Source organism: Legionella sp. JM-2024, from assembly GCF_055389095.1.
In genome coordinates this window covers 616,800-640,264 of record NZ_AP039388.1, presented here as the reverse complement: position 1 = coordinate 640,264, position 23,465 = coordinate 616,800, and the positions used below count along the sequence as shown (strand labels likewise).

Sequence of the window (23,465 nt, the reverse complement as noted above, 5' to 3'; positions counted from 1 at the left end):
CAATTATAGGGGTGTCGCCAAGCGGTAAGGCACAGGGTTTTGATCCCTGCATACCTAGGTTCGAATCCTAGCACCCCTGCCATTTTCTTGTTGATTCAACCTAGAATATGAAGTTGAATCTAGGTGCAAGTAAACAGACGGCAGAAGATAACCTGGAAGGATGCATACTTCGTATCGCTCAAATAATAATAATATCTTTTTGGCTGTCTTCTGCTATGTGTTTAAGTTAATTGATTAACCTAAATCTAAGGCTTTTTACACATGTCCACAATGATGATTTTTACAGGGAATGCTAACCCTGAATTAGCACTAAAAATATCCTCTCATTTGCAAATACCTATTGGTAAAGCCACTGTTGGTACTTTCAGCGATGGAGAGACTATGGTTGAAATTTTAGAAAATGTCCGTGGTAAGGATGTTTTTGTCCTTCAATCAACTTGTGCTCCTGCCAATAATAACTTAATGGAACTATTGATTATGGCTGATGCCTTAAGAAGATCATCGGCAGGACGTATTACAGCCGTTGTTCCTTATTTTGGTTACGCACGCCAGGATAGACGTGTACGCTCTGCCCGTGTCCCTATTACTGCTAAAGTTGTCGCAGATATGATGGCTTCTGTTGGAATTTGTCGTGTACTTACTGTTGATTTGCATGCCGATCAAATACAAGGCTTTTTTTACATGCCAGTTGATAACGTTTACTCAACTCCTGTATTACTTGAAGATATAACAAAACAGAAATTAAATAATATCATGATCGTCTCCCCTGATGTGGGTGGAGTTGTCCGTGCCAGAGCCGTTGCAAAAAGATTGAATGATGCCGAGTTATCAATTATTGATAAGCGTCGTAGCGGCCCAAATAAATCAGAGGTTATGCACATTATTGGTGAGCCCGCCAATAAAAATTGTATCATTGTGGACGACATAGTGGATACTGCCGGAACGCTTTGCACAGCCGCACACGAGCTCAAGAAAAGCGGAGCACATAGCGTTAGGGCTTACATTACTCACCCTGTTTTGTCTGGCCCTGCTGTGAGCAATATTAAACATTCTGGTCTTGATGAAGTTGTAGTAACTGACACCATACCTTTATCAACAGAAGCTCAAAATTGTGAAAAAATTAGAGTAGTTAGCCTTGCTGATATGCTAGCTCAGGCGATTAAACGTGTGAACGTTGAAGAGTCAGTAAGCTCAATGTTTGCCGAGTAAAATCAAACCTATTCATGGATAATAAAAAAGGGAGCTAAGGCTCCCTTTTTTATTATCCATGTGCATTAATCTCTTGTACCAACGTATTTATCATCAAAATAGCGTCGTAATTTAGTTCTTAAAGTTCCACGACTAATTCCCAGCATGATCGCAGCGCGGGACTGATTATACTTGCAATGTTCCATTACTGCACGAAATAGAGGGGTCTCAATTTCTTCAAGTACAAACTGGTATAAGTCAACAGGATCAGTTCCCTTAAGCTCAGAAAAATATTTTTGTACGGATTGAGTCACGCTTTCGGCTAGTGAAGCAGTGGTATCTCCTGCATCATTACTGATTGTTGTCATTATTATTAGCTCCTCCTTTTAAAAACGGTATATTACCGAATTGAGCAATACGAGACAAGGGCAGAACAGAAAAAACTGTATTAAAATTCAATCTATACCGTTTACACCTTGAATATTGCTATGTTTAAATTCACATTGAATTAAAATGAGGATAAGCTGTTTTCTACAGCTTATCTCACATAACACAAATTATTGAAACTTCATCGTAGATGGGTCAAATGGCTTTCCATTAATAGTGAATTTTCCTTGATTCAAGCTTATCTCAATTACATAGTCTTTACCATCCACCGTAATTAAACCAGATTGCTCCAACTCTTGAATTTGCTTGTCCACTTGCATTGAAGCAATTTGGTCTGATGTAGGTGCGGTTTGGTTTGTTTGGTCTTGGCCACTTTGCAGTTGTTGAATTAAAGCTTGTTGCATATCAGGTTGTTTTGCCATTTGTTGCATAATGGATTGTTGCATCAATTGCTTCACTACCTCAATTGGCATTTTTAATTTAGCATTACCTTGCGTTTTCTGAATCAATTCAAAGGGATTTGAACTGTCATCTTTAGGTAAGGTAATTAACAAGTTTCCTTCGATCATGCCTTGTGGCAGTTGGAGGCTTAGCTTAGAGATTTCAAATTCAGCTCCTTTGCTAAATAACTTGGGTAATTCTGGCAACATTGCCATTAATGCTTGTTGACGCTCTTGATCAGTACCTCTTTGCATTGCATTAGCTTGTTCATTAATTTTTCCTAATACTTCAGCATCAAGATTTCTTAAAGACATCTCAATTTCACCAGGGCCATAATTTTTTCCATTGGCAAATACAGACTTTAAGACAGCATTAAAGTGGGTACTGAAGAGATTGTCTTCAATATCACTGCTTGAACTTAATGTAAATTCATTAATTTCAAACATCTTTTGATCTTTAATGACTACAATAAGAGATGGTAATGAAAAACTTGCTTCACCTAAATACAATCCTGCAGGTGTTCTGTGTAAATCATACTCGCTGGATACTTTGCCTAAAGAAAGTTTGGTATCATCCTTAGAGAATTCAACACCATCGAACTCAATTTCTCCTTCTACTTTCTCCAAATTAGAAGACATGGAAGTCGTACTGTCCATACCCATCCAATCAAATTTACCATTTCCTTCTTTAGTAATTAACTTAAAGGAAGGAACAGCCAGTTCAACCGTACTTTTATTTAAATAATTTACGAAAATACTTAAATTTAACTGAGGTTTCTCTGAATCCTTAGAGAAAAGCTCATTGAATTGTTGATTATATTTTTCAGGGAATGGAAATACTGTTTGAGCATAACCCATTCCAAAGCGCATTTGCTTGTTCGCGTATATAAAAGGACCATGATAAATTTTAATCGGCATTTCCATTTGGTAATCTTGAGCAGGCATAGTTTGCGATTTCCCATCATCACCCGTCACTATTCTCTCAGGTACATGCAAACGCCATTTCACTATTGCATCAGAGCAAAACCAACCTCTTTTATATTCCTGAATATCAGCAAAAAGTCCATTGGATTGATTAATTACCTCAATGTTCTTTTTCACTGTTCTTTCGGTTAGAATCCCCATGCCATAATATCCACCTAGGATTAAAACAGCCAGGATAATTACTAATCCTGTAAGTTTTTTCATTATTATCTCCATGTTATTAATTTGCAAATAGCATTACTCAAGCGCAGCAAAGTGCCGCGAAAAGTATAGCAGTAAATAGCATAAAAGCGACAGTCTAATGCAAGAAGATAGATACTTAATGAAAATATTTTTCATTAAGTATCAAAAATTTGATCTCGTTTAATAAACGGTCAGATCATAACGATGTGTTATTCATTAAATACAGAACTATCCATTTTCCAACTTAATGCCTTAATGGCTTACAATAGGTTTCTTTAATGGTAAAAGCCAGTACTAAAGCAACCAAGGAACATAAAGGCAGTAATTTTAAGCCTGCTTGAAAATCAGACAATAATAAAGTTTCAACATTATAAGCTCTTGGACCGGATACCATGTCTATTATACGCCCCACTAAAGGTTGAAATAATGCACCAACAAAAATTGATGTCATATTGGTAAATGCAATTGAGGTACCGACTACATTTCTATCGTGTATTTCTGTAGAAACAGCATAAGCAATCGCAACCCCGGTATTCGTAATACCGAAAGCAAAAAATAGCAGATAAGCGGTTGCCTGGCTCATATTGGGAATAAAGACAAACAAAGTACTTAAGACTACTCCACATACTGCCGACAAAATCATCAATGGCTTTCGACGCCCTATTCTATCGGAAACCCACCCTGACAACGGGCCACTAATCCCCCAACCTATAAAAATTAACCCTGTTGCAAAAGCAGCAGCATGAGCCCCTAAACCGCGGCCAAATTGTAAATAGGCAGGTCCTATCGCTTCCCCAATCACAGCCGTTGGTCCAAATAAAAAACCCGCATACATGGCATTAAGCCAAGTTTGTTTGCTTGACAGAATAATCTTCAAACTTTCAAATATGCTGATCCGATCGACTGAGCGGATTTCACTACGGTACTCACCAGGCTTGTCCTGGATAAATTGATATAATAAACCCGCCAAAGCAATAAACAAAAATGCTATTATCAGCATGCTATGGCGCCACCCAACATTACTAACTAAAAAAGAAACAGGTGCTTCCCCGGCCGCAGCTCCAAGCATACCTAATGCTTGAGTTAAACCTGATAGCAAACCGAGCATGGTTGGAGGAAACCAGGAAGTAGCCAAACGAAGAGAACAAACAAATGCAAAAGCAGCACTAAATCCAATCAGCATGCGTCCAATAGATGCAGTGAGTAATCCATCTGCCAAACCAAATACACAGCATCCAAAAGCAGTTACTAATGACATAATAGTCAATAACCATCGTATACTTAAACGATCAACTGTTAATCCCACCGGGATTTGCATCAAAATATATGGGATATAGAATGAGGCGGTCAATATACCAAATCCTGCTTCATTAATACCAAAATCTATTTGTAAGTATCGGTGCATTACACCCGGCGCCACTCTAGCTAAATAATCAGAAAAATAAAAAGCAGCAGCCAATCCCCAAACTAACCAGGCAAAACCCAGATAATTTTTCCGTTTATAAACTTCAACTTTAGACATTCTCATATTGGTATAACCACCACATGCTGTATTTATTTAAAACATGGTTAATAAATTTACAATCGTAACGATACATTATACTGCTGTTGTAACTTATTTCAACACATGGTTTATTTATATCTTCATTCTATTGGTAAGGTGTTCAGAATTTAGGATATAATCTATTTTTAAGGAATACTGTTATCCAAACAGATAATGGAGAACTAATTCTAATTTTTGCCAGGATATGTTGTGATAATTGCAGATGAGTTCGATGTACCTCGAACAAATCTTGATCGTTTTCTAAAAATTTTTATGTATCCTTTACACTTAACCCTGTCATCCTCCCAAACGATAACGAGGGATTTCTAAAGTAATTTTGTGCTAGCGTAAAAGATACTATGCTAATTTTTTTGGATAGTAGCAGCCTTCAGAAATTTTAAGCAGAACAACTGAGTAACAAACTGTGTCAGTTTTAACTTTTTTTATAAATTAATATACCGAATTCTCAACCTATTTTAAGACTATGGGGCACTTTGATGAATAAATTAAACATGGCTATAAAAGAAGCCTTTGAGTCTTCCGGGAACTCAAAAGAGGCGAATAAGGTTTACCTGGAATTCATCAAGGCAAACTTTATTATTCCAATTGAGTCTGATTCTGATGATGACAATCCCAAAGTATTATTTTTAGAAGATAATAATAATGTTTTTCTACCTGTATTCACAGAAATGAAGTACCTTGATGACTGGGCCACTGAAATTACCCAACAAATCAAATTGCTGAAACTGTCTGGAGTTGATCTGCTAAAAGGATTAGGAGAAAAAGTTACTGTTTGCCTGGATATCGGCAGCGAACTCTATAAAGAATTTAACCCTTCAGAAATTGAACGAATGAGATCAATGGTTTTAAAATTATTTAAAGACTAACCGAGTTCAATCGAGATAAAACTTCTATCCAATTGAAGAAGCATTGCATCATGCTCTTCAATTGAATGCGACCATCATGCTACAAGCTCGAGTAATTGATAACCTACTATCGCTGAAGCTGCTATCGCACCACCAATTTCAAAAACTAAAGATAAGAAGCTGTTTTTACTATTATATTGTTGATCATTTGCAGCTCTAGTTTTATCTAAAAGAATGTCTTCTTCGATGCTGTTCAAATCAAATAAGGGTTTTTCCCCATATATTCCTGCCCACCACCCTTCAAGCCATTGTTCCGCTTCTTGAGAACCTTCGCGGAAAGGATTATCCTCCTCAGGAACCTCTGACAAAGCACACTCATACCCAAAAATATAACATTCTTCATAACTTGGGTGTTCAATGTTAAATTGTAATCTAATATGCGATAATAAGGATGTTGTGTCGTTCATAATGATACCCTCTTTTATGTATCCAAAATATATTTTCCGTTTTTCAACTCATTTACTCCTAAGTCTGTAATCATTAATACTGAAATCATTAATACCTGGTGCAGAATTTGCCTTTTTTAGAGCATGCAACTCCCACACTTAAAATAATTTTACGACTTTAATTTACCACCTGCTTTCTAAGACAAAATATTTACAATATCTTGACAAATTTTTTTTTAGCTGTTTTGCAACATTATTAAATTAGTTAACTTATTGATTTTATTGTTATGGATGCAACTTTTAGGCCAATTTTTTTATCATAGTTTTTTTTCATGTACTTTCTAACTAATCTATAACTAAGATGCTTATAACTATGGAAGATTTGGCAATAAATGACTCCATTGTGAATGACCAATTCATAATAGGATATTTATACGCATAATGAATATTTGTGAAAATGATGTATTTATTTAAACCAATTTTAAAATAAAATCGGTTTAAAAATTATAAAAATAATTTATTGCCATTCATCGATGTAACGATTTCTCGTTATTCGAGGTAATAGAATGATATTTGCAGGGTGGATGACAAAATCTGCCGGTTAAGGTGCTAGCCTACGATGCAACCATCGATTATCTTGCCGGTAATAGTGGATTCGGTCATGTAAACGATTATCTCGACCTTGCCAAAACTCAATTTCATCGGGGATTATCATATATCCTCCCCAATTGTCTGGCCTGACTACTGGCTTTTGGCCATGCCGTTGAATCAACTGATTTAACTCTTCCTCTAAAAGAGCCCTACCCTCAATTTCTTGGCTTTGTGGTGAAATTATTGCACTGTACTGACTTTTTAGTGGTCTGGAAGAAAAATAGGCATCTGATTGCTCAGTACTGATTTTCCTCACACGCCCTCGAATACGCACTTGCCTTGCCATTTGTGGCCAAAAAAAGTTAAGAGCTGCGTAAGGGTTCTTTTGAATTTGAATTGCCTTGACACTTTGATAGTTGGTATAAAAGATAAAGTTTCCTTCATCCAATCCTTTTAATAAGACAACCCTGGAATCCGGATAACCCTTTTCATCTACGGTAGATAATACCATTGCAGTAGGATCATTTTTTTCATTTTGTAAAACATCATCAAACCATAGTTTGAACTGAGAAATAGGATCATTTTCAGCTGATTTTTCACTTAATTGCAACTCACCATAATCTCGTCTTATATCTGCAAGACTTCTAAATTTACTCATAGCAAACCTTTACTAAAGAAATTGTAAGTCATTATACGCTTTAAAATTTATAATTTACGACAAATTTTTATGGTATGAAGACAGATGTTGGGCTTTGCTTATCGCTCAGCTCCAACTTTAGTCTATTAGGAAAGACACTCTTTTAACTTAGTGCAAAGCAGTTGGTAGAGAAGAAAATCTCTCTTACCAACCAGTTACTTCAGCTATTGCATCTCCTAAGTCTGCAGGAGATCGAACTGTTTTAACGCCGGCTGCTTCCAGAGCTGCGTATTTTTCAGCAGCTGTTCCTTTACCACCTGAAATAATTGCTCCCGCATGTCCCATGCGTTTTCCGGCAGGCGCTGTAACTCCAGCAATATAAGAAACTACTGGTTTTTTTACATGTGACTTAATGTATTCTGCTGCTTCTTCTTCTGCAGAACCACCAATTTCCCCAACCATAATAATTGCTTCTGTTTGAGGATCCTTTTCAAATAAAGACAGAGCATCAATAAAATTGGTTCCTGGAATTGGATCTCCACCTATTCCTATGCAGGTACTTTGGCCAAACCCTTTATCAGTAGTCTGCTTTACTGCTTCATAAGTTAACGTTCCAGAACGCGAAACTATTCCAACTTTTCCAGGTAAATGGATATAACCTGGCATAATACCTATTTTGCATTCGCCAGGAGTGATTATTCCAGGACAATTGGGACCTATTAGCCTTGCTTGTGTATTGTTCTCTATGTACACTTTTACTTGCAACATATCCAATACCGGTACACCTTCTGTGATGCAAACAATCAGTTTGATACCTGCTTCCGCTGCTTCAAGAATCGAATCTTTGCAAAATGGTGCAGGAACATAGATCACACTAGCATCTGCCTCAGTTTCTTCAACAGCTTCACGTATTGTATTAAATACAGGCAATCCCAAGTGCATTTGGCCGCCTTTACCTGGTGTAACACCACCTACCATCTTAGTACCATATGCCAATGCTTGCTCTGTATGATAAGTACCTTGTTTTCCTGTGAAACCCTGACAAAGTACTTTTGTATGTTTATCAACTAATACACTCATTTTTAACCTCATAATTTAATGACATGTCTTTGCCTATGAATAAGCTTTACTGCCAGTCCATCTCAAATCATCTTTAATTGCCATGCCAAATTTAATTTGTATCTTACTTGGAAACAGCCTCTACAATTTTCTTAGCAGCATCTGTCAAACTGGTTGCAGCGATAACATTCAAATTGCTCTTATTCAATATCTCAGCGCCCAACTGAGCATTATTTCCTTCAAGTCGGACAACAACTGGAATTTTCACATCCACTTCTTTTACAGCGGCCAGAATTCCATCGGCAATAAGGTCGCAACGAACTATTCCACCAAAAATATTCACTAAGATCCCTTTGACTTTTTCATCAGATACAATAATTTTCAGAGCTTCACTTACTCTTTCTTTGGTGGCGCCTCCCCCTACATCCAAGAAATTAGCTGGTTCGCCGCCATGAAGTTTTATCACATCCATGGTCGCCATTGCCAATCCTGCACCGTTTACCATACAACCAATTGTGCCATCGAGAGGGATATAATTAAGCTCCCAATCACTGGCACGATTTTCTCGATCATCCTCCTGAGAAATATCACGCATGCTTTTCAGTTTGGGTTGTCGAAACAAGGCGTTTCCATCAATATTAATTTTGCCATCCAAACAAATAAGTTGCCCGGATTTTGTTACAACGAGTGGATTGATTTCCAGCAAACTTAAATCACACTCCACAAACATCCTACCCAATCCCATCATCAAATGAGTAAATTGTTTGATTTGATCGTCTTTCAATCCTAATTTAAAACCTGTATCACGGCATTGGAAAGGCATAACACCAACCAATGGATCAACAACCACTTTGAAAATTTTTTCTGGTGTTTCATGTGCCACTTTTTCAATTTCAACGCCACCTTCTGTAGAGGCCATGATAACAACTCGCCTTGTAGCTCTGTCCACAACAGCACCAAGATATAGTTCTCTATCTATTTCACATGTTTCTTCAACTAAAATGGCATGTACTGGCTGACCACGAGCATCCGTTTGATAAGTAACCAGGCGTGAACCGAGCAAGGATTTGGTAACCGCAGCCAATTCATCCTTGGTAGAAACCAATTTCACCCCCCCTGCTTTACCCCTACCACCCGCATGAACCTGAGCCTTAACTACCCACCGGGGGGTTGATAATTGAGAAGCAACTAGTAATGCATCCTCAACATTATAAGCGACCTCACCACGAGGCACTGGCAAATCATAGTTGGCGAATAATTGCTTGGCTTGATATTCATGTAAATTCATTCTGATTACCTTTTAAAAAAGCAAGACCCGTTAACACGGGCCTTGCTGTTAAATGAGATTAATTAAACATTAAGTAAAAGTCGGGATGGATCTTCCAGTAATTCTTTAACACTTACTAAAAATTGTACAGAATCTTTCCCATCAATCAGACGATGATCATAGGACAAAGCAACGTACATCATAGGGCGTATAACAATCTGACCTTTCTCTGCTATAGGCCTCTCTTCAATTTTATGCATCCCTAAAATACCTGTTTGGGGCGGATTAATAATAGGCGTAGCTAATAATGAACCAAATACCCCACCATTGGTTATAGTAAATGTTCCTCCCTGCATTTCTTCCATAGATAATTTACCTGTTCTAGCCTTTGACGCGGCATCATTAATAGCCAATTCAATTTCAGCCATACTCAATTGATCAGCATCCCTAATTACTGGAACAACCAGGCCTCTCTCAGTGGAAACAGCAATTCCTATGTCATAAAAACCGTGATAAACAATATCCTGACCATCAATGGAAGCATTTACAGCAGGGAATCGCTTTAAAGACTCTACTACTGCTTTAGTAAAAAAGGACATAAATCCAAGTTTTACACCATGTTTTTTCTCAAAATTATCTTTATACTGCGAACGCATATCCATTACTGCTTTCAAGTTCACCTCGTTAAAAGTGGTTAACATAGCAGCATTATGTTGCGCTTGTAATAAACGTTCGGCAATCTTAGCTCTTAATCTTGTCATAGGGACGCGTTTTTCTTCCCTGGCACTAGCAGAAAGTGATCTGACAGAGGTTTCTTTTTGAGCTTCAGGTGCCTTAGCTGATTTTTCTCTATTAGATTCTATGTAAGATAAAACATCTTCTTTAGTTATCCTGCCCTCTTTGCCAGTACCTTGAATCTGGCCAGGCTTCAAATCATTCTCAGCCATCATACGTCTTACTACTGGACTTGTTGACTTATCTTCTTTTTGGCTTACCAATTCTCTTTCAGAAGTCTTAACTTCTTCTTTTTTAGCTGGTTTCTCTTCTTTATCAGCCTTGTGAGACTCTTCAGAAGCGCCTTGAGAAATTTTTGCTAGCAAATCTCCTGAACTAACCGTATCTCCAACTTGAAACAGAACATCGGATAATATCCCATCCACAGGAGATGGAACTTCAAGGACAACTTTGTCTGTTTCCAGATCCACTAAATTTTCATCCCGGGCTACTTTTTCACCCGCTTTTTTATGCCATGCAGCCACGGTTGCATCAGCTACTGACTCGGGTAGAACAGGTACTTTGACTTCAATAGACATGGTTATACCTTCTCTTATATTGTTTAAACTTATTTTTTACCAAATAATGCTTGCTCAACCAAAGCAGTTTGTTGTTCTGCATGTAAACCTGGACTTCCCACTGCAGGTGCAGCAGCAAATGCCCTACCAGCATATTGTAAGGTTTGTTCAGAGCGCAAACAGTCACGTATGTTATGCTGAGAAGAAAACCACACTCCCTGGTTTTGTGGTTCTTCCTGACACCAAATTACTTCGTTAGCATGCTGATATTTTTCCAATTCAACCATTAATGCCTTTTTGGGGAATGGATACAGCTGTTCTATCCGCACAACTGCTACGTGATTTAAATTTTTATCACGACGCATCTGCAATAAATCATAATAAACCTTACCACAACATAACACTACTTTCGTTACTTTTTGTGCTTCCAGAGAATCCATTTCTGGAATAACTGTATGAAATTTACCCTTAAATAAAGTCTCCAAAGGTGAAACAGCTAATTTATGACGTAGAAGACTCTTGGGTGTCATAATAATTAAGGGTTTCCTGAAGTTACGAATAACTTGTCTTCTCAATAAATGAAATATTTGGGCTGGGGTAGTCGGTGTGCAAACCTGGATATTATGCTGAGCGCAGAGTTGCATATAACGCTCTAATCGAGCAGAAGAATGCTCAGGACCTTGCCCTTCGTATCCATGAGGCAAAAGCATCACTAATCCACATAATCGCCCCCATTTTTGCTCACCAGAGCTTATAAATTGATCAATGACTACTTGGGCTCCATTGGCAAAATCACCAAATTGTGCTTCCCAGACGACTAAAAATGATGGTTCAGATGACGCGAAACCATATTCAAATGCTAAAACTGCCTCTTCAGATAACACGGAATCAATTATAGTGAAGTATCGTTTCGGATTGGTTGATATATGTTCCAAAGGAATAAAAGTGCCACCTGTTTCAATATCATGCAATACAGCATGCCTATGGGCAAAAGTGCCTCGACCACTATCCTGCCCCGAAATTCTTACCCCATAACCTTCATGTAATAAACTAGCGTAAGCCAAAGTTTCTGCATAACCCCAATTCATTGGAGTTTCACCAGCAGTCATTTTATCGCGTTCAGCGAGCAGACGCTCCACAACAGGATGCAGCTTAATGCCCCGCGGTAACTTGCTGAGTTGATCTGTAATATTTTTCAATTGGTCTTCAGTAATGGTCGTATCAACCTTATCAGTCCACTTGGAATTAATATAGGGAGTCCAATCCAAAGAATACTTTCCTTCGTAATCGCCATGAACTAAATCAACAACCGCCTTACCTTTATCCAGCGTTTCTCTATAAGCATCAACTAACTTATCTACTTCTGTTTTAGTTAATAGATTGGCACCCACTAATTGTTCAGCATATTTCTCTCGTAAAGTAGGCATTGATTTAATTTTTTTATACATCGCCGGCTGGGTGACTGCGGGCTCATCTGCCTCATTGTGACCATGTCGTCTGTAACAAACAAGATCAATTACTATATCGCGTTTAAACTTCATTCTGAAATCAAACGCTATTTGGGTAGCGAAAACGACTGCTTCAGGATCATCTCCATTAACATGAATTACTGGTGCCTGAACCATTTTAGCAACATCAGTGCAATAGAGAGTTGAACGCGCATCCAGAGGATTACTCGTTGTAAATCCTATCTGGTTATTAATAACAATGTGAATTGTACCACCTGTACAGTAACCGCGTGCCTGAGAGAAATTAAAAGTTTCCATTACCACACCCTGACCAGCAAATGCTGCATCACCGTGGATAACTACGGGAACTACTTTATCTTTTTTGGCCAAATCATTGCGTCGACCCAATCGAGAACGTACAGAACCTTCAACTACAGGCCCAATAATTTCTAAATGAGATGGGTTGAACGCCAAAGCCAAATGCACAATAGCACCTGCTTCTGTTTTTATATCGGAAGAAAAACCCAGATGATACTTCACATCACCAGTTCGTTCGTATTTTATTTTTCCTTCGAACTCTTGAAACAACAGCCCGGGCTCCTTTCCTAGCACATTAACTAATACATTGAGGCGCCCTCTGTGTGCCATTCCTATTACAAGTTCTTTAACGTTCTCACTACCAGCTCTTCTAATGAGTTCTTTCATCATTGGGATTAAAGAATCTCCTCCTTCAAGAGAAAATCGCTTTTGACCAACATATCGTGTTCCAAGATAACGTTCCAAACCATCCGCTGCTATCAAATCCTTGAGTATATTTAGCTTTTCTTTAGCGCTGAATTCAGGACAACCACGAACGGACTCCATTCTATTCTGTAACCATTCTGTCACTTCAGTATCCGATATATGCATGTATTCTATACCTATACTACGACAGTATGTTTCACAAAGGGCAGTATATATTTCACCCAGAGTCATCTCTGGCCCATTAAGACTGGTACCAGCAAAAAAAGTACGGTTCACATCAACGTCTGCAAGATTATGATACGCTAACTCCAGGCGTGACACTGCCGGACGTTCGAGCATTTCCAATGGATCTAACTTTGCTGCAAGATGTCCTAATGCTCTGAAATCATTAATCAAACTCGCAACCTGATACTGCTGACTATCCGCTAACTGAATTACCTTATTGAGTTTTCTATCAGCATGCTGCAAAAAATAATTGCGAATGTCTCTATGAGATACTTCTTTAGGAGCCCCGTTTACTTTTGGCAAAGCTCTAAATACTTCTTTCCAATCCTCTGAAACTGAATCAGGGTCTGCGAGATAATCCTCATAAAGACTATCAACATACGCCATGCTTCCCCCAGACAAATAGGAAGAAGCCCATTCTTTTTGCAGATCAGAACTGCTCATTATCATTCTCTCCAAAGGGTTCACTCAGAAATTCTCTGAGTAACAAGAACTGATTTATCACGTTTCCTGCGTCAACATTTGCGTGCGAATCTTTGCAATCGCTTGCGTCGGATTGAGTCCCTTCGGGCATACATTCGTGCAATTCATAATAGTACGACAACGAAATACACTGAAAGGATCTTGTAATAAATCCAAACGATGCTGCGTTGCTTTATCACGACTGTCTGCTAAAAAACGCCTGGCTTGTAGAAGTCCAGCAGGGCCTACAAATTTATCAGGATTCCACCAAAATGAAGGGCATGAACTAGTACAACAAGCACATAAAATACACTCATATAATCCATCCAACTGTGCTCGCTCTTCAGGAGATTGCAGTCTCTCTCGAGCTGGTGCTACTTCATCATTCTGTAAATAAGGCTCAATGCGTTCATACTGTTGATAAAATTGCGTCATATCAACTACTAAATCACGAATCACCGGAAAACCAGGTAAAGGACGTATTACAATTTTATCAGTTTTTAACTGAGAAAGATGTGTAATACATGCTAAACCATTAGTTCCATTGATATTCATACCATCAGAACCACAAACTCCTTCTCGGCATGACCGCCTATAAGTAATAGAAGGGTCTTGCTCGGCCTTCAGACGCTCAAGCAAAGTCAGTAACATCGGATCACTTTTAGCCTGTATTTCTATCTCATAATCTTTCATGTAAGGTTTGGCATCCACCTCAGGATTATAGCGATAAATCGACAGGATCAAATTTTTACTATCAGCCATAAAATATCCTCTTTAGTAAATGCGTTCTTTCGGCTCAAAAGGCTCGACATGCTTAGGTGAGGTATTCACTGGACGATAATCGATTACCTCCCCCTCCTCAAAATACAATGTGTGTTTAATCCAGTTTGCATCATCCCGCTTTGGAAAATCCTCCCTGCTATGAGCTCCTCTGCTTTCAGTTCTCGCAATTGCAGATAAAGCCGTTGCATAAGCAGTCGCCATTAAATTATCCAACTCCAATGCTTCAACGCGTTCTGTATTAAAAATTTGACTTTTATCATCAAGTTTAGCATGAGCCAATCGGTCTCGAAGAGCTTGCAAACGTTTCAAGCCCGAAGCCATTACCTCACCAGTGCGGAATACTCCAAAATCTTCCTGCATTACTCTTTGCATTTCGTCTCGTATCACAGCATGGCTTTCACCATCTTTTGAGTTTTCCCAACGCTCATAACGAACCAAAGAGGCTGCTACCTCGTCTTCACCCACATAAGACATATCAGGTAATTGATTTGACTGCCATAATTCTTCAACATGTATCCCAGCAGCACGGCCAAACACAACCAAATCCAATAAGGAATTACCACCTAATCGATTGGCACCATGCACTGAAACGCAGGCACACTCCCCTACCGCATATAATCCTTCCACAATATGCTCTTTACCATTAGTTTTGGTTATAACCTGACCATGCATGTTGGTGGGTATTCCTCCCATGCTATAGTGGCATGTTGGAACAACTGGAATAGGCTCAACGATAGGGTCCACGCCAGCAAACTTCATTGATAATTCACGAATACCAGGCAAGCGTGACATGATCAAATCAGCCCCTAGATGATCAAGTTTTAATTTAACATGATCTACTCCTTTTGGATCAAATCCCTTACCGGCGCGAATTTCCAAAGCCATAGCGCGTGCTACCACATCACGAGATGCCAAATCCTTCACTCTGGGGGCATAACGCTCCATAAAGCGTTCACCATCTTTGTTAATTAAATAACCACCCTCACCTCGACAGCCCTCAGTAACCAAAACTCCTGCACCCGCTATACCAGTTGGATGAAATTGCCACATTTCCATATCTTGAAGAGGTATGCCTGCTCTTATAGCCATCCCAAAGCCATCGCCTGTATTGATAAAAGCGTTCGTTGTAGATTGAAAAATTCTACCTGCTCCCCCAGTCGCCAAAAGACAAACTCGGGTTTGAAAAAATACAATCTCGCCAGTCTCCATGCACATTGCAGTAACACCTGCAATTCTTCCTTGTGAGTTTTTTACCAGATCAAGAGCGTACCATTCACTAAATATATGAGTTTTAGCTTTTAAATTCTGTTGATAAAGAGTATGTAGCAAAGCATGCCCTGTTCTATCTGCCGCAGCACAAGTACGAGCAGCTTGTTCTCCACCAAAATGTTTTGACTGGCCACCAAACTGACGTTGATAAATTTTTCCATTATCCATTCGTGAAAAAGGGAGACCCATATGCTCAAGCTCATAAACTGCTTCAGGGCCAGTTTTACACAAATATTCAATACAATCCTGATCACCGATGTAATCAGCCCCTTTCACAGTATCATACATATGCCAGCGCCAATCGTCTTCGTCAGCATTTCCCAAGGCTGCAGTGATACCACCTTGAGCCGACACAGTATGCGAGCGGGTTGGAAATACTTTTGATAGCAACGCCACTTTTAAACCTGAATTTGTCATCTGGAGTGCAGCGCGCATTCCTGCACCGCCAGCGCCTATAATTACTGCATCAAATCTGTTACGTGCAACTGTCATGCTTATTGTCCCCAAATGATCGCAAGGCCCCAAATAAACTGGCCGAGGAGCCATAAAATAACTATTAACTGTACTGATAAACGAATAGCAGTACATTTCATATAATCTGTAGTTACCGTCCAAATACCTATCCAGGCATGTAATGTCAACGCAATAAGTCCAATTGCCGTTGCAATTTGAAAAATTGTGTTAGAAAACAAAGACTGCCATTGAGAAAAATTTAAATCGGGATTAGCAAGAATAAATCCAAACAAAAAAATTAAATAAGCTGCGAAATAGACGGCGGTAACTCTTTGAATTAACCAATCCTTTAACCCATTTCCTGTTAAACTGGTGACATTATTTACCATATCCAGATTCCTAGAAAAATTGTCAAAATAACTGCAAGAACTATAATTAAAACAGCTGACATACGACCAGCGTCAAGACTTTCACCAAATCCCATATCCATTATCAGGTGTCTTATTCCAGCGATCACATGATAAATCATAGAAGCGCCAAAAGCCCACAATACTAATTTATAGTAAGGATTAGTTAAAATCATTTTCGTCTGGGCAAAGGAATCTTCTGATTGCAAAGAATGGCTAAGAATAAATAATACGACAGGAAATAATAAAAATATAAGAACCCCTGAAATCCTATGTAATATAGACGCAATAGCCATAGGCGGGAATTTCAGACTACTTAAATCCAGATTTATCGGTCTTTTTTTGTTCACTATTAATTTCTTCCTCATAAGAAAATGTCATAAATATAGCTTCTTCTAAATAGAAATCTATTAAATTACTTCATCTTTGCCTTTCAGACTTATTTAGAAACTCAATTCTTAACTATTCTGCAACAACCGCTTTGAGAAATAAAAAATCAGGCCTCAAAAGAACTACTTAGAATGACTAAATTTCAATTCATGCCTGCAAAGTATAGCACTCTGTTTTTATCACGCAAAGTTCAGTTTATAAGGAAAATACATAGTCTATTAGCCAATTACAAAAACCCGTACTATGATTACATAATATGATTAAATGGAATACTTTATGATTGTCAAGAGACCAATATATAATCCTCAATTAAAATGCGTCGCCTTTGAAATATTATCATGTAACAATATAATGCTTAATGAAGAATTAACAAGCAAATTTTATGACCTTATCTATCATTCAGACACTCAATTACCTTTATTCATCCCTTTTACTTTAAAAAAATTACTGGAACAATTCCAAACTCCAATCAATAACCCAATTATTTTAAAACTATCAGCAGAAGACATTGAATCTACTTATTCTCTTGCTGAACTAGAAGAATCCATATTTTCGATCGCATTACTTATTAATACTCCTCAACAATTAGCCTGGTTAAATTTTGCCGAATACATCGGGCTAACAGAACAACTAATGAACCAATCTGATGTAACAAAAGTAGTAGAGTACAGTAAAGCAAAACACCGCAAGGTTATAGCTTACGGGCTTAACCAACAGGCCAGTTTTGAAAAATGTAAAACCATGACTATGGATTATTATTGCGGTGATTTCTTATTTAATTATATTGAAGAGGGGCAAACAGAAATTGCTGCAAATAAATTAAATGTGCTTCAACTTATCCAGGTTCTCCAAGAAGAAGATTGTGATTTAAATACAATTTCGCATATTATCCAATCCGATCCCTTACTAAGCTACCAGCTTCTGAAACTTGTAAATTCCGTTGGATTTTCTAACGGTCAATGCATAGAATCCATTGATCAGGCAGTAGCAAGACTTGGCATCATCAACCTAAAAAAATGGATTATGTTGTTTTCCATGAAAAACATTTCTAATAAACCCATAGAAATACTGGAATCAGGTCTCATTAGAGCTCATATGGCAGAAGAACTCGCCAAAAGCAGTTTAAATATTTATAGTCAAAGTGCCTATACTGCAGGATTGCTATCAATATTAGATTGTTTATTAAATAAGCCCATGCCCGAGTTGATCAAGCAAATTACCTTAGCTGATGAGATCAAAAACGCTCTGATAAATAAATCAGGACCTCTTGGACATCTGCTGTCTTTGGTAATTGCTTATGAAGAGGGGCATTGGGAAGAAGTTAACCAACATAACATTAACGGAATTGATTTAAGTAAATTATATATTGACAGCCTGGCTTTGGTAAGCCGAGGGACAAAAGCAATGCAAAGCTAATGACGCGTATGTTTAATCAAGATTCGTTTTATTTTTCTGTCTGTTAAGCATATATTTCTATTCGAGGAACAAAAAATTTATAATGTGTTTTCCTTAAATTATGGATATTCTGAATTTAGAATTCATAGTTGAAATTGGTATAAGGTAAATAAGAGTTATGTTTTTAATCAGATATATAGGCTCACTTATTTATGACTTAATCATTTTATTCATTTTATTTTTTGCCTACACCGCTGTACTTGTATTATTCACACATGGTAAAGCGATTCCACCAGCTACCCATTGGTATCAATTTTCGTTATTCAGTATTTCTTTTTTCTACTACTATAGGTCTATTCGAATTGCAGGGCAGACTATAGGGATGAGAGCCTGGCAATTAAAATTAACAACCGACTCTCAAAAAAAGCCATCAAAACAACAAATTATCGCTCGATTTTTTTATTTTATTCCTGCTAGCCTAATTGCCCCTTTTTGTTTAAAAGGGAACTATACGCTTTTACAGCAATGGACCAAAACCAGTTTAAAAATGAGCAGGCCAGGAGAATAACCAAATTATTTACTTCGCGCTGATGTCGAAGGTGTCATTGGAAAGTGTCTATAATTTTCTCTTGGAGACTCGGGGGGATACCCATAACCTTTCTCGGCCATTTGCTTCACATTTTGCAAATATTGTTCACCCCATGCACCAGGATCAAAATTAGTGATGACAACGTTATAAGATAAATTGATAATTGACTCAAAACCTTTTCTCTGTGCCAGTTCATGTCCAGCAAAAGCAACCTGAACTTCTGTTTCTTCACTCACGCCTCCTGATTTTAAACGGTCGATCAGGATATGAATCATTTTTTCGATAGTATAGAACAGCTTACACATTGACATACCGGCACTAAACATATCTTGACTTTTAGAGGTCGATAATTTATTGCCACTATCATGAATTGCATAAACAAATTCGCGCTCATTAGAACCTGCAAGAAGCTCTGGTTCAATGATTATTGCGGGAGTAATAGTATCAATATGTGGAGAAATAACATGAAGATGGAAATCAGCCCAATGCCACCATATGAGATATACTCGCTCTACTATCGATACTGGATTATTCAAATCGTCTAACATTGCCGATTTGCGATCTTCCAGGTTAGTTTCTACAATACCTGGTTTGCTTTCAATCTCAATTTCTGCCATTTGTATTGACCCAAATAGTAAGAATGTTACTGTTATATTAGCCCAAAATTAACAATTGAGCATTAATCATGTCTGAGACAAAAGTAAAAAAGCCGTAAAATCTCTATATAGTATAAAATTGACTTGGGTTGATTCATAAAAATCCAAGCTATCTCTATTGATATGGTTTATGTTAACTCATGTTAAAGAGCAGTTGTTTGCAAACCAAATATACGAACCAACAATAAATCGACGAATATACTAACTTCGAGTAAAATAAAGCAATGCACAGACTTGCAAAAAACCTCAAATTAATGGAATGAACTTTAAAACCAAAAACGGAGTGTAGCTCAGTTTGGTAGAGCACTGCCTTCGGGAGGCAGGGGTCGCAGGTTCAATTCCTGTCACTCCGACCATATAAATAAAGGGCTATAAGCATTTCTACAAGGGCGCATTCTAGATCCAAGTAATGAAAGGTCAGACAGTATCAGCCTAATTTAATGATTTGATATATCACCTTAACCAGCCGTTCATATTTCTTCATATAGTTTTCCTAAATAAAGGTTTTTAATCTGGTTTTTCAACAAGCAAAATAATCTGGATTCCCTGGTTCTTTAATGTGGTTGTTTATTTCAACTACTTGATCATATTATTTTCCAATAGTTAATATTTTGTTAATCTAGTGCGTAGTATATTAGTCCTGACCAAATAAACAATATTCATTGTTTTGCAGGTAGTGCGACCTATCTTCTCCCTAAGGATAGATGGAGGACTGGTGTCTTCACTTAGTTTTAATGACTAAACGGGTTCGTCGCTGAGGCAAAGAACAGATGAAATTGACCTCTTATAGGCTATTATTTTGTTTTAAAGCAAAGAGTAATCGTTTCGACGAGTAGTATGATTTACCATTAGTCCATCAGTACTACAGAAACTTTTACAATGCAGCTATAAAACAAAAATATAAGTCATACAAAGGTCTGATAAACACAAGATTCATTCTAGTGTAATTTCATGAGACTTTGATTCAGCGCAATCCTTTATTGCCAATCCCAGTCTCATATCTCTTCTGATCTAACGCCTCTATTTTAATCATCAAAGTGGTTATCAACTAATCTCCAAACAGTTGATGACTTTGTTACCTCATTTTGAATAAGGAGAATAATCGATGTATAGATTGAAATTATATCCATGGGATGACTGTGTTCTAAAATTAACTGCCATCAAAATTCCAGTGATTTCCCTTAATTTGGGATTAAATGGTTTGGGTAGAAAAGACAGTACTGAATTAACTCAGGCTTTTGCTGCCATCCCGATGAGTGTAGCTGAGCTTGATTTGAGATCAAATGGGTTATGTAGAAAAAACGGCGCTGAACTAGCTCAAGCTTTTTCTGCCCTCTCTACTAATATATTGTCACTTAATTTGCGCTGGAATAACTTGGGCAAAAGACGCGGCACTGAATTAGCCCAGGCTTTTTCCGCTATTCCTCTTAGTGTCACTATACTGGATTTGTGTGGTAATAACTTATATAAAAGAAACGGCAGTGAATTAACTGTAGCGTTTTCCGCTATCTCTGCCAACGTAACTTCTATTGATTTAAGCTTTAACAAATTATATAAATTATCAGTAAATCAATTAATTTTAATGAAAGATTCTCTCCAGCATGTGCAAACTATTCGTTTAGATTACAACTCGGTGAATTTAATGTCCACAGAGCAACGAGCTGCTTTGAAAAACGTATTTCCTAACGTGAAACAAATCATTTTAGTAGATAATTTTGGTAAAGAAGTAGCTCCAACAATAAAAACAACTAATATGGTAGGAGAATTAGGTGGAAAAACCGAGGTACCTTCCTTATTAAATCAATGCGCTTTTTTTGCCAGTAGAATAGGAATTAATCTGGCAGGAGCGAATATATCATCTGACCTGAAAGAACAAACTCAAGAGTTTTTAAAAACTACTGTTGGATAAAAAAATCCGTTGGCTGCTTATGCGGCCAACCACTTAACGCTGTATTCTTCAGCATTAGCATAGCAGCAACAAGAGTATCATAGCTTTTTAAAAATTCAATTGTTGTATTACCTTTTCCGAAAGATTGAGTGAACTAACAAGATTTTGTTTTACAGATAGAATAAATTGTTCATCACCAAAATTCATTTGTACATCATTAGGGGGAAACGAATCAACCACAGCTTGCAATATTCTTTCATTACTTATACGAGTATCCTCGAGTTCATTAATGATAGGAGGTAATAATCTATTGCCTAGATAACCAATACCAAAAGAAACAAGAGAGATTAGACTGACATAGCCCACACGCTCACTTATTACATTGAAATCATCTGAAAAAGTAGCAAAACGCAATACATCAAACAGTAAGTGAGTCAACCACGGTGAAGGTGACCCAAAAGAATAAATAAAAGAAAAAAATGCCCCAAAATAGGTTAAAGGATAGAGTAATGACACTTTAGGAAATACAGAAAAAAAAAGGTTGGTTGATTTTAAGATACGGGATTTGTATCTTAATGACATATTATTCATCCCATTGAGCCAGCCAAGTACATACTTGATATTAGCAATCTCGATATTACAGCTTATTACGGTAAGACGTCTTTGCAGTGAGTGAAGTAATTGAGTATTCCTTTCTGATATTGGCAAATTAGTTCTAACATATTCCATTAAATTTAACAAAAAATATCGAGTTATTTCTCGTTGAACAATGGTCTGATTAAATCCATTAACCACATCCATTCTTGTTTTACTTAGCATTTTCAAGGGATCTTTGATTTGCTCTTCATTGATTAAAAAGAAATAGCTAGATCTAATGACTTCGTCTTGTTTTAATTCGTTTATGCAACAAGATAATGCTTCAGTAAAAGACGCTTCTTCTTGAAGTGGTATTTTTTCTAAATAATTCAGTATTGTATCAAGTATTTTATAGACGGTTTTTAGCTGTAATTTTTTTTCTTTCTTATTTTTTGCCGTGCAAAAGTGGAAATTAAGGGCATTACGTATCAGTTCTTTATCTTCACTGCTTAAAAACATTATTTTTCTTCCAAAACTAAAGATTAGAAAGGCAGCCAAAGGACAGCAACGAAAATCGGGTTCGTTCCACTTCCACATGAATTATTTAGTTAATGTGAATTTTGATTCCAAATAATACTTTATAATCAAAATGTTGTCACCAATTATAAAAAAATGATAAGCTCTCGGCTACTAAAATTCTTTAACCCATTAAAGAATTTTAGTGAAAAAATTTATTACCTATTATTTAACTAAGGAATGAAACAATGCCCGGATTTTTTGGTAATTTAAGACAATATATTACTCTGAGAAATTTTTGTATCATATACAACGGCCTTACCAGTTTGGCAGTATTGTATGACTTGTGGAATAACCCAGATGCCGATCCTGCTGAATATTCTATTGATATCTCTATTCATGCACTTACTGCTGTCATTTTAATGTGTAAACAAGTACCTGAAACGGTTAAAACTGTTGTGACTGCACTAAATACTTATCGAGGATTTGATGCCTTATTTAAAGCCGTCACGTCACTTCCTTCCACAATTCCTGGTGCCGCAAATGGCATTGATGTTTTGAATCATTGGTTTAATCTAAAAGAGCTTGGGAAAGAAGAAAAAAGAGAATCAGAGGAAAACAGACAAGAAATACAATATTCAATGCAGTAAGTAATCATGAATGGATTCCTATGGATCCAATGTTTTAACTATAGAAAATAACTGTGAATACAGTTATTTTCTAAAATATTAATTAGCATGCAAATTGAACGGATAAGTTCCAATTTACTTAGAATGACTGT

21 protein-coding genes and 2 tRNA genes are annotated in these 23,465 nt (G+C 37.3%); 8 read left to right on the top strand and 15 right to left on the bottom strand.

The genetic code is table 11. The features are described 5' to 3' along the window. Window positions 1-7: 7 nt before the first annotated feature. Window positions 8-82, top strand: a tRNA-Gln gene (locus tag ACZ5EK_RS02865). 179 nt (window positions 83-261) lie between these two features. After that, entirely contained in the window at window positions 262-1,209 is a 948-nt protein-coding gene (locus tag ACZ5EK_RS02860) for a ribose-phosphate pyrophosphokinase (RefSeq protein ID WP_464426433.1), read from the top strand. A 65-nt stretch (window positions 1,210-1,274) separates the two neighbouring features. On the opposite strand, the gene ACZ5EK_RS02855 is transcribed toward ACZ5EK_RS02860, so the two are convergent. From ACZ5EK_RS02855 to ACZ5EK_RS02845, 3 genes are all read right to left on the bottom strand, one after another. Then, a complete protein-coding gene (locus ACZ5EK_RS02855) occupies window positions 1,275-1,556 on the bottom strand; it encodes a helix-turn-helix domain-containing protein (RefSeq protein WP_010946289.1) in 282 nt (93 codons plus the stop codon). 189 nt (window positions 1,557-1,745) lie between these two features. Continuing rightward, window positions 1,746-3,203 (bottom strand): YdgA family protein, encoded by a 1,458-nt coding sequence (locus ACZ5EK_RS02850; protein WP_464431308.1) that lies wholly within the window; start codon window positions 3,201-3,203, stop codon window positions 1,746-1,748. 223 nt (window positions 3,204-3,426) lie between these two features. Continuing rightward, the gene (locus ACZ5EK_RS02845; protein WP_464431307.1) at window positions 3,427-4,710 is read right to left on the bottom strand and encodes an MFS transporter; all 1,284 of its coding nucleotides are present in this window, start codon (window positions 4,708-4,710) and stop codon (window positions 3,427-3,429) included. Window positions 4,711-5,222: 512 nt separating this feature from the next. On the opposite strand from ACZ5EK_RS02845, the gene ACZ5EK_RS02840 reads away from it, so the two are divergent. Further along, window positions 5,223-5,612 carry an SseB family protein gene (locus ACZ5EK_RS02840; RefSeq protein ID WP_464431306.1) on the top strand — a complete coding sequence of 130 codons (390 nt, stop codon included), beginning with the start codon at window positions 5,223-5,225 and terminating at the stop codon, window positions 5,610-5,612. Between the two features lie 74 nt (window positions 5,613-5,686). Here ACZ5EK_RS02840 and ACZ5EK_RS02835 read toward each other — a convergent pair whose 3' ends face one another. The 10 genes from ACZ5EK_RS02835 to sdhC form a co-directional block, all read right to left on the bottom strand. Continuing rightward, window positions 5,687-6,058, bottom strand: a complete 372-nt coding sequence (locus ACZ5EK_RS02835; protein ID WP_464431305.1) for a transmission trait enhancer LetE — start codon at window positions 6,056-6,058, stop codon at window positions 5,687-5,689. Between the two features lie 580 nt (window positions 6,059-6,638). Then, window positions 6,639-7,286 (bottom strand): pyridoxamine 5'-phosphate oxidase, encoded by a 648-nt coding sequence (gene pdxH / locus ACZ5EK_RS02830; protein ID WP_464431304.1) that lies wholly within the window; start codon window positions 7,284-7,286, stop codon window positions 6,639-6,641. Window positions 7,287-7,469: 183 nt separating this feature from the next. After that, window positions 7,470-8,345 carry a succinate--CoA ligase subunit alpha gene (gene sucD, locus ACZ5EK_RS02825; protein WP_464431303.1) on the bottom strand — a complete coding sequence of 292 codons (876 nt, stop codon included), beginning with the start codon at window positions 8,343-8,345 and terminating at the stop codon, window positions 7,470-7,472. Window positions 8,346-8,448: 103 nt separating this feature from the next. Continuing rightward, window positions 8,449-9,612 (bottom strand): ADP-forming succinate--CoA ligase subunit beta, encoded by a 1,164-nt coding sequence (gene sucC / locus ACZ5EK_RS02820; protein WP_464431302.1) that lies wholly within the window; start codon window positions 9,610-9,612, stop codon window positions 8,449-8,451. Window positions 9,613-9,674: 62 nt separating this feature from the next. After that, the gene (gene odhB, locus ACZ5EK_RS02815; RefSeq protein ID WP_464426425.1) at window positions 9,675-10,904 is read right to left on the bottom strand and encodes a 2-oxoglutarate dehydrogenase complex dihydrolipoyllysine-residue succinyltransferase; all 1,230 of its coding nucleotides are present in this window, start codon (window positions 10,902-10,904) and stop codon (window positions 9,675-9,677) included. Between the two features lie 29 nt (window positions 10,905-10,933). Further along, a complete protein-coding gene (locus ACZ5EK_RS02810; RefSeq protein ID WP_464431301.1) occupies window positions 10,934-13,744 on the bottom strand; it encodes a 2-oxoglutarate dehydrogenase E1 component in 2,811 nt (936 codons plus the stop codon). A gap of 57 nt (window positions 13,745-13,801) precedes the next feature. Beyond that, entirely contained in the window at window positions 13,802-14,524 is a 723-nt protein-coding gene (locus ACZ5EK_RS02805) for a succinate dehydrogenase iron-sulfur subunit (protein ID WP_464431300.1), read from the bottom strand. 12 nt (window positions 14,525-14,536) lie between these two features. Then, window positions 14,537-16,306, bottom strand: coding sequence for a succinate dehydrogenase flavoprotein subunit (sdhA, locus tag ACZ5EK_RS02800; protein ID WP_464431299.1), 1,770 nt, complete (start codon window positions 16,304-16,306; stop codon window positions 14,537-14,539). A 2-nt stretch (window positions 16,307-16,308) separates the two neighbouring features. Next, window positions 16,309-16,656, bottom strand: a complete 348-nt coding sequence (gene sdhD, locus ACZ5EK_RS02795; RefSeq protein ID WP_464426421.1) for a succinate dehydrogenase, hydrophobic membrane anchor protein — start codon at window positions 16,654-16,656, stop codon at window positions 16,309-16,311. Continuing rightward, window positions 16,650-17,024 (bottom strand): succinate dehydrogenase, cytochrome b556 subunit, encoded by a 375-nt coding sequence (sdhC, locus tag ACZ5EK_RS02790; protein ID WP_464431298.1) that lies wholly within the window; start codon window positions 17,022-17,024, stop codon window positions 16,650-16,652. Before sdhC ends, sdhD begins: the two co-directional genes overlap by 7 nt. A gap of 316 nt (window positions 17,025-17,340) precedes the next feature. Between sdhC and ACZ5EK_RS02785 the strand changes: the two genes are divergently transcribed. Together ACZ5EK_RS02785 and ACZ5EK_RS02780 are read left to right on the top strand one after the other, a co-directional pair. Continuing rightward, complete coding sequence (locus ACZ5EK_RS02785) at window positions 17,341-18,480, top strand: EAL and HDOD domain-containing protein (RefSeq protein ID WP_464431297.1); 1,140 nt, start codon at window positions 17,341-17,343, stop codon at window positions 18,478-18,480. 157 nt (window positions 18,481-18,637) lie between these two features. Continuing rightward, on the top strand, window positions 18,638-19,027 hold the full coding sequence (locus ACZ5EK_RS02780; protein ID WP_464431296.1) for an RDD family protein: 390 nt from the start codon (window positions 18,638-18,640) through the stop codon (window positions 19,025-19,027). A gap of 5 nt (window positions 19,028-19,032) precedes the next feature. On the opposite strand, the gene ACZ5EK_RS02775 is transcribed toward ACZ5EK_RS02780, so the two are convergent. Further along, on the bottom strand, window positions 19,033-19,665 hold the full coding sequence (locus tag ACZ5EK_RS02775) for a virulence factor (RefSeq protein ID WP_464431295.1): 633 nt from the start codon (window positions 19,663-19,665) through the stop codon (window positions 19,033-19,035). A gap of 318 nt (window positions 19,666-19,983) precedes the next feature. Here ACZ5EK_RS02775 and ACZ5EK_RS02770 point away from each other — a divergent pair. Together ACZ5EK_RS02770 and ACZ5EK_RS02765 are read left to right on the top strand one after the other, a co-directional pair. After that, window positions 19,984-20,060 (top strand) — tRNA-Pro (locus tag ACZ5EK_RS02770). A gap of 749 nt (window positions 20,061-20,809) precedes the next feature. Then, a complete protein-coding gene (locus ACZ5EK_RS02765) occupies window positions 20,810-21,613 on the top strand; it encodes a leucine-rich repeat domain-containing protein (RefSeq protein WP_464431294.1) in 804 nt (267 codons plus the stop codon). Between the two features lie 87 nt (window positions 21,614-21,700). Here the strand turns inward: ACZ5EK_RS02765 and ACZ5EK_RS02760 are convergent, their stop codons facing one another. Next, window positions 21,701-22,687: a hypothetical protein gene (locus tag ACZ5EK_RS02760; protein WP_464431293.1), complete on the bottom strand. Its 987-nt coding sequence runs from the start codon at window positions 22,685-22,687 to the stop codon at window positions 21,701-21,703. Between the two features lie 245 nt (window positions 22,688-22,932). Between ACZ5EK_RS02760 and ACZ5EK_RS02755 the strand changes: the two genes are divergently transcribed. Continuing rightward, window positions 22,933-23,334 carry a hypothetical protein gene (locus ACZ5EK_RS02755; protein WP_464431292.1) on the top strand — a complete coding sequence of 134 codons (402 nt, stop codon included), beginning with the start codon at window positions 22,933-22,935 and terminating at the stop codon, window positions 23,332-23,334. Window positions 23,335-23,465: the final 131 nt, after the last annotated feature.

Bases quoted from the DNA above. Each gene is read 5' to 3' on its own strand.
- sucD (WP_464431303.1), bottom strand. From the start codon at position 8,345: ATGAGTGTATTAGTTGATAAACATACAAAAGTACTTTGTCAGGGTTTC.
- ACZ5EK_RS02850 (WP_464431308.1), bottom strand. From the start codon at position 3,203: ATGAAAAAACTTACAGGATTAGTAATTATCCTGGCTGTTTTAATCCTA.
- ACZ5EK_RS02755 (WP_464431292.1), top strand. From the start codon at position 22,933: ATGCCCGGATTTTTTGGTAATTTAAGACAATATATTACTCTGAGAAAT.
- ACZ5EK_RS02805 (WP_464431300.1), bottom strand. From the start codon at position 14,524: ATGGCTGATAGTAAAAATTTGATCCTGTCGATTTATCGCTATAATCCT.
- odhB (WP_464426425.1), bottom strand. From the start codon at position 10,904: ATGTCTATTGAAGTCAAAGTACCTGTTCTACCCGAGTCAGTAGCTGAT.
- ACZ5EK_RS02840 (WP_464431306.1), top strand. From the start codon at position 5,223: ATGAATAAATTAAACATGGCTATAAAAGAAGCCTTTGAGTCTTCCGGG.
- ACZ5EK_RS02760 (WP_464431293.1), bottom strand. From the start codon at position 22,687: ATGTTTTTAAGCAGTGAAGATAAAGAACTGATACGTAATGCCCTTAAT.
- sucC (WP_464431302.1), bottom strand. From the start codon at position 9,612: ATGAATTTACATGAATATCAAGCCAAGCAATTATTCGCCAACTATGAT.
- ACZ5EK_RS02835 (WP_464431305.1), bottom strand. From the start codon at position 6,058: ATGAACGACACAACATCCTTATTATCGCATATTAGATTACAATTTAAC.
- ACZ5EK_RS02855 (WP_010946289.1), bottom strand. From the start codon at position 1,556: ATGACAACAATCAGTAATGATGCAGGAGATACCACTGCTTCACTAGCC.
- pdxH (WP_464431304.1), bottom strand. From the start codon at position 7,286: ATGAGTAAATTTAGAAGTCTTGCAGATATAAGACGAGATTATGGTGAG.
- ACZ5EK_RS02810 (WP_464431301.1), bottom strand. From the start codon at position 13,744: ATGAGCAGTTCTGATCTGCAAAAAGAATGGGCTTCTTCCTATTTGTCT.
- ACZ5EK_RS02780 (WP_464431296.1), top strand. From the start codon at position 18,638: ATGTTTTTAATCAGATATATAGGCTCACTTATTTATGACTTAATCATT.
- ACZ5EK_RS02765 (WP_464431294.1), top strand. From the start codon at position 20,810: ATGTATAGATTGAAATTATATCCATGGGATGACTGTGTTCTAAAATTA.
- ACZ5EK_RS02775 (WP_464431295.1), bottom strand. From the start codon at position 19,665: ATGGCAGAAATTGAGATTGAAAGCAAACCAGGTATTGTAGAAACTAAC.
- ACZ5EK_RS02845 (WP_464431307.1), bottom strand. From the start codon at position 4,710: ATGAGAATGTCTAAAGTTGAAGTTTATAAACGGAAAAATTATCTGGGT.
- sdhA (WP_464431299.1), bottom strand. From the start codon at position 16,306: ATGACAGTTGCACGTAACAGATTTGATGCAGTAATTATAGGCGCTGGC.
- ACZ5EK_RS02785 (WP_464431297.1), top strand. From the start codon at position 17,341: ATGATTGTCAAGAGACCAATATATAATCCTCAATTAAAATGCGTCGCC.
- sdhD (WP_464426421.1), bottom strand. From the start codon at position 16,656: ATGGTAAATAATGTCACCAGTTTAACAGGAAATGGGTTAAAGGATTGG.
- ACZ5EK_RS02860 (WP_464426433.1), top strand. From the start codon at position 262: ATGTCCACAATGATGATTTTTACAGGGAATGCTAACCCTGAATTAGCA.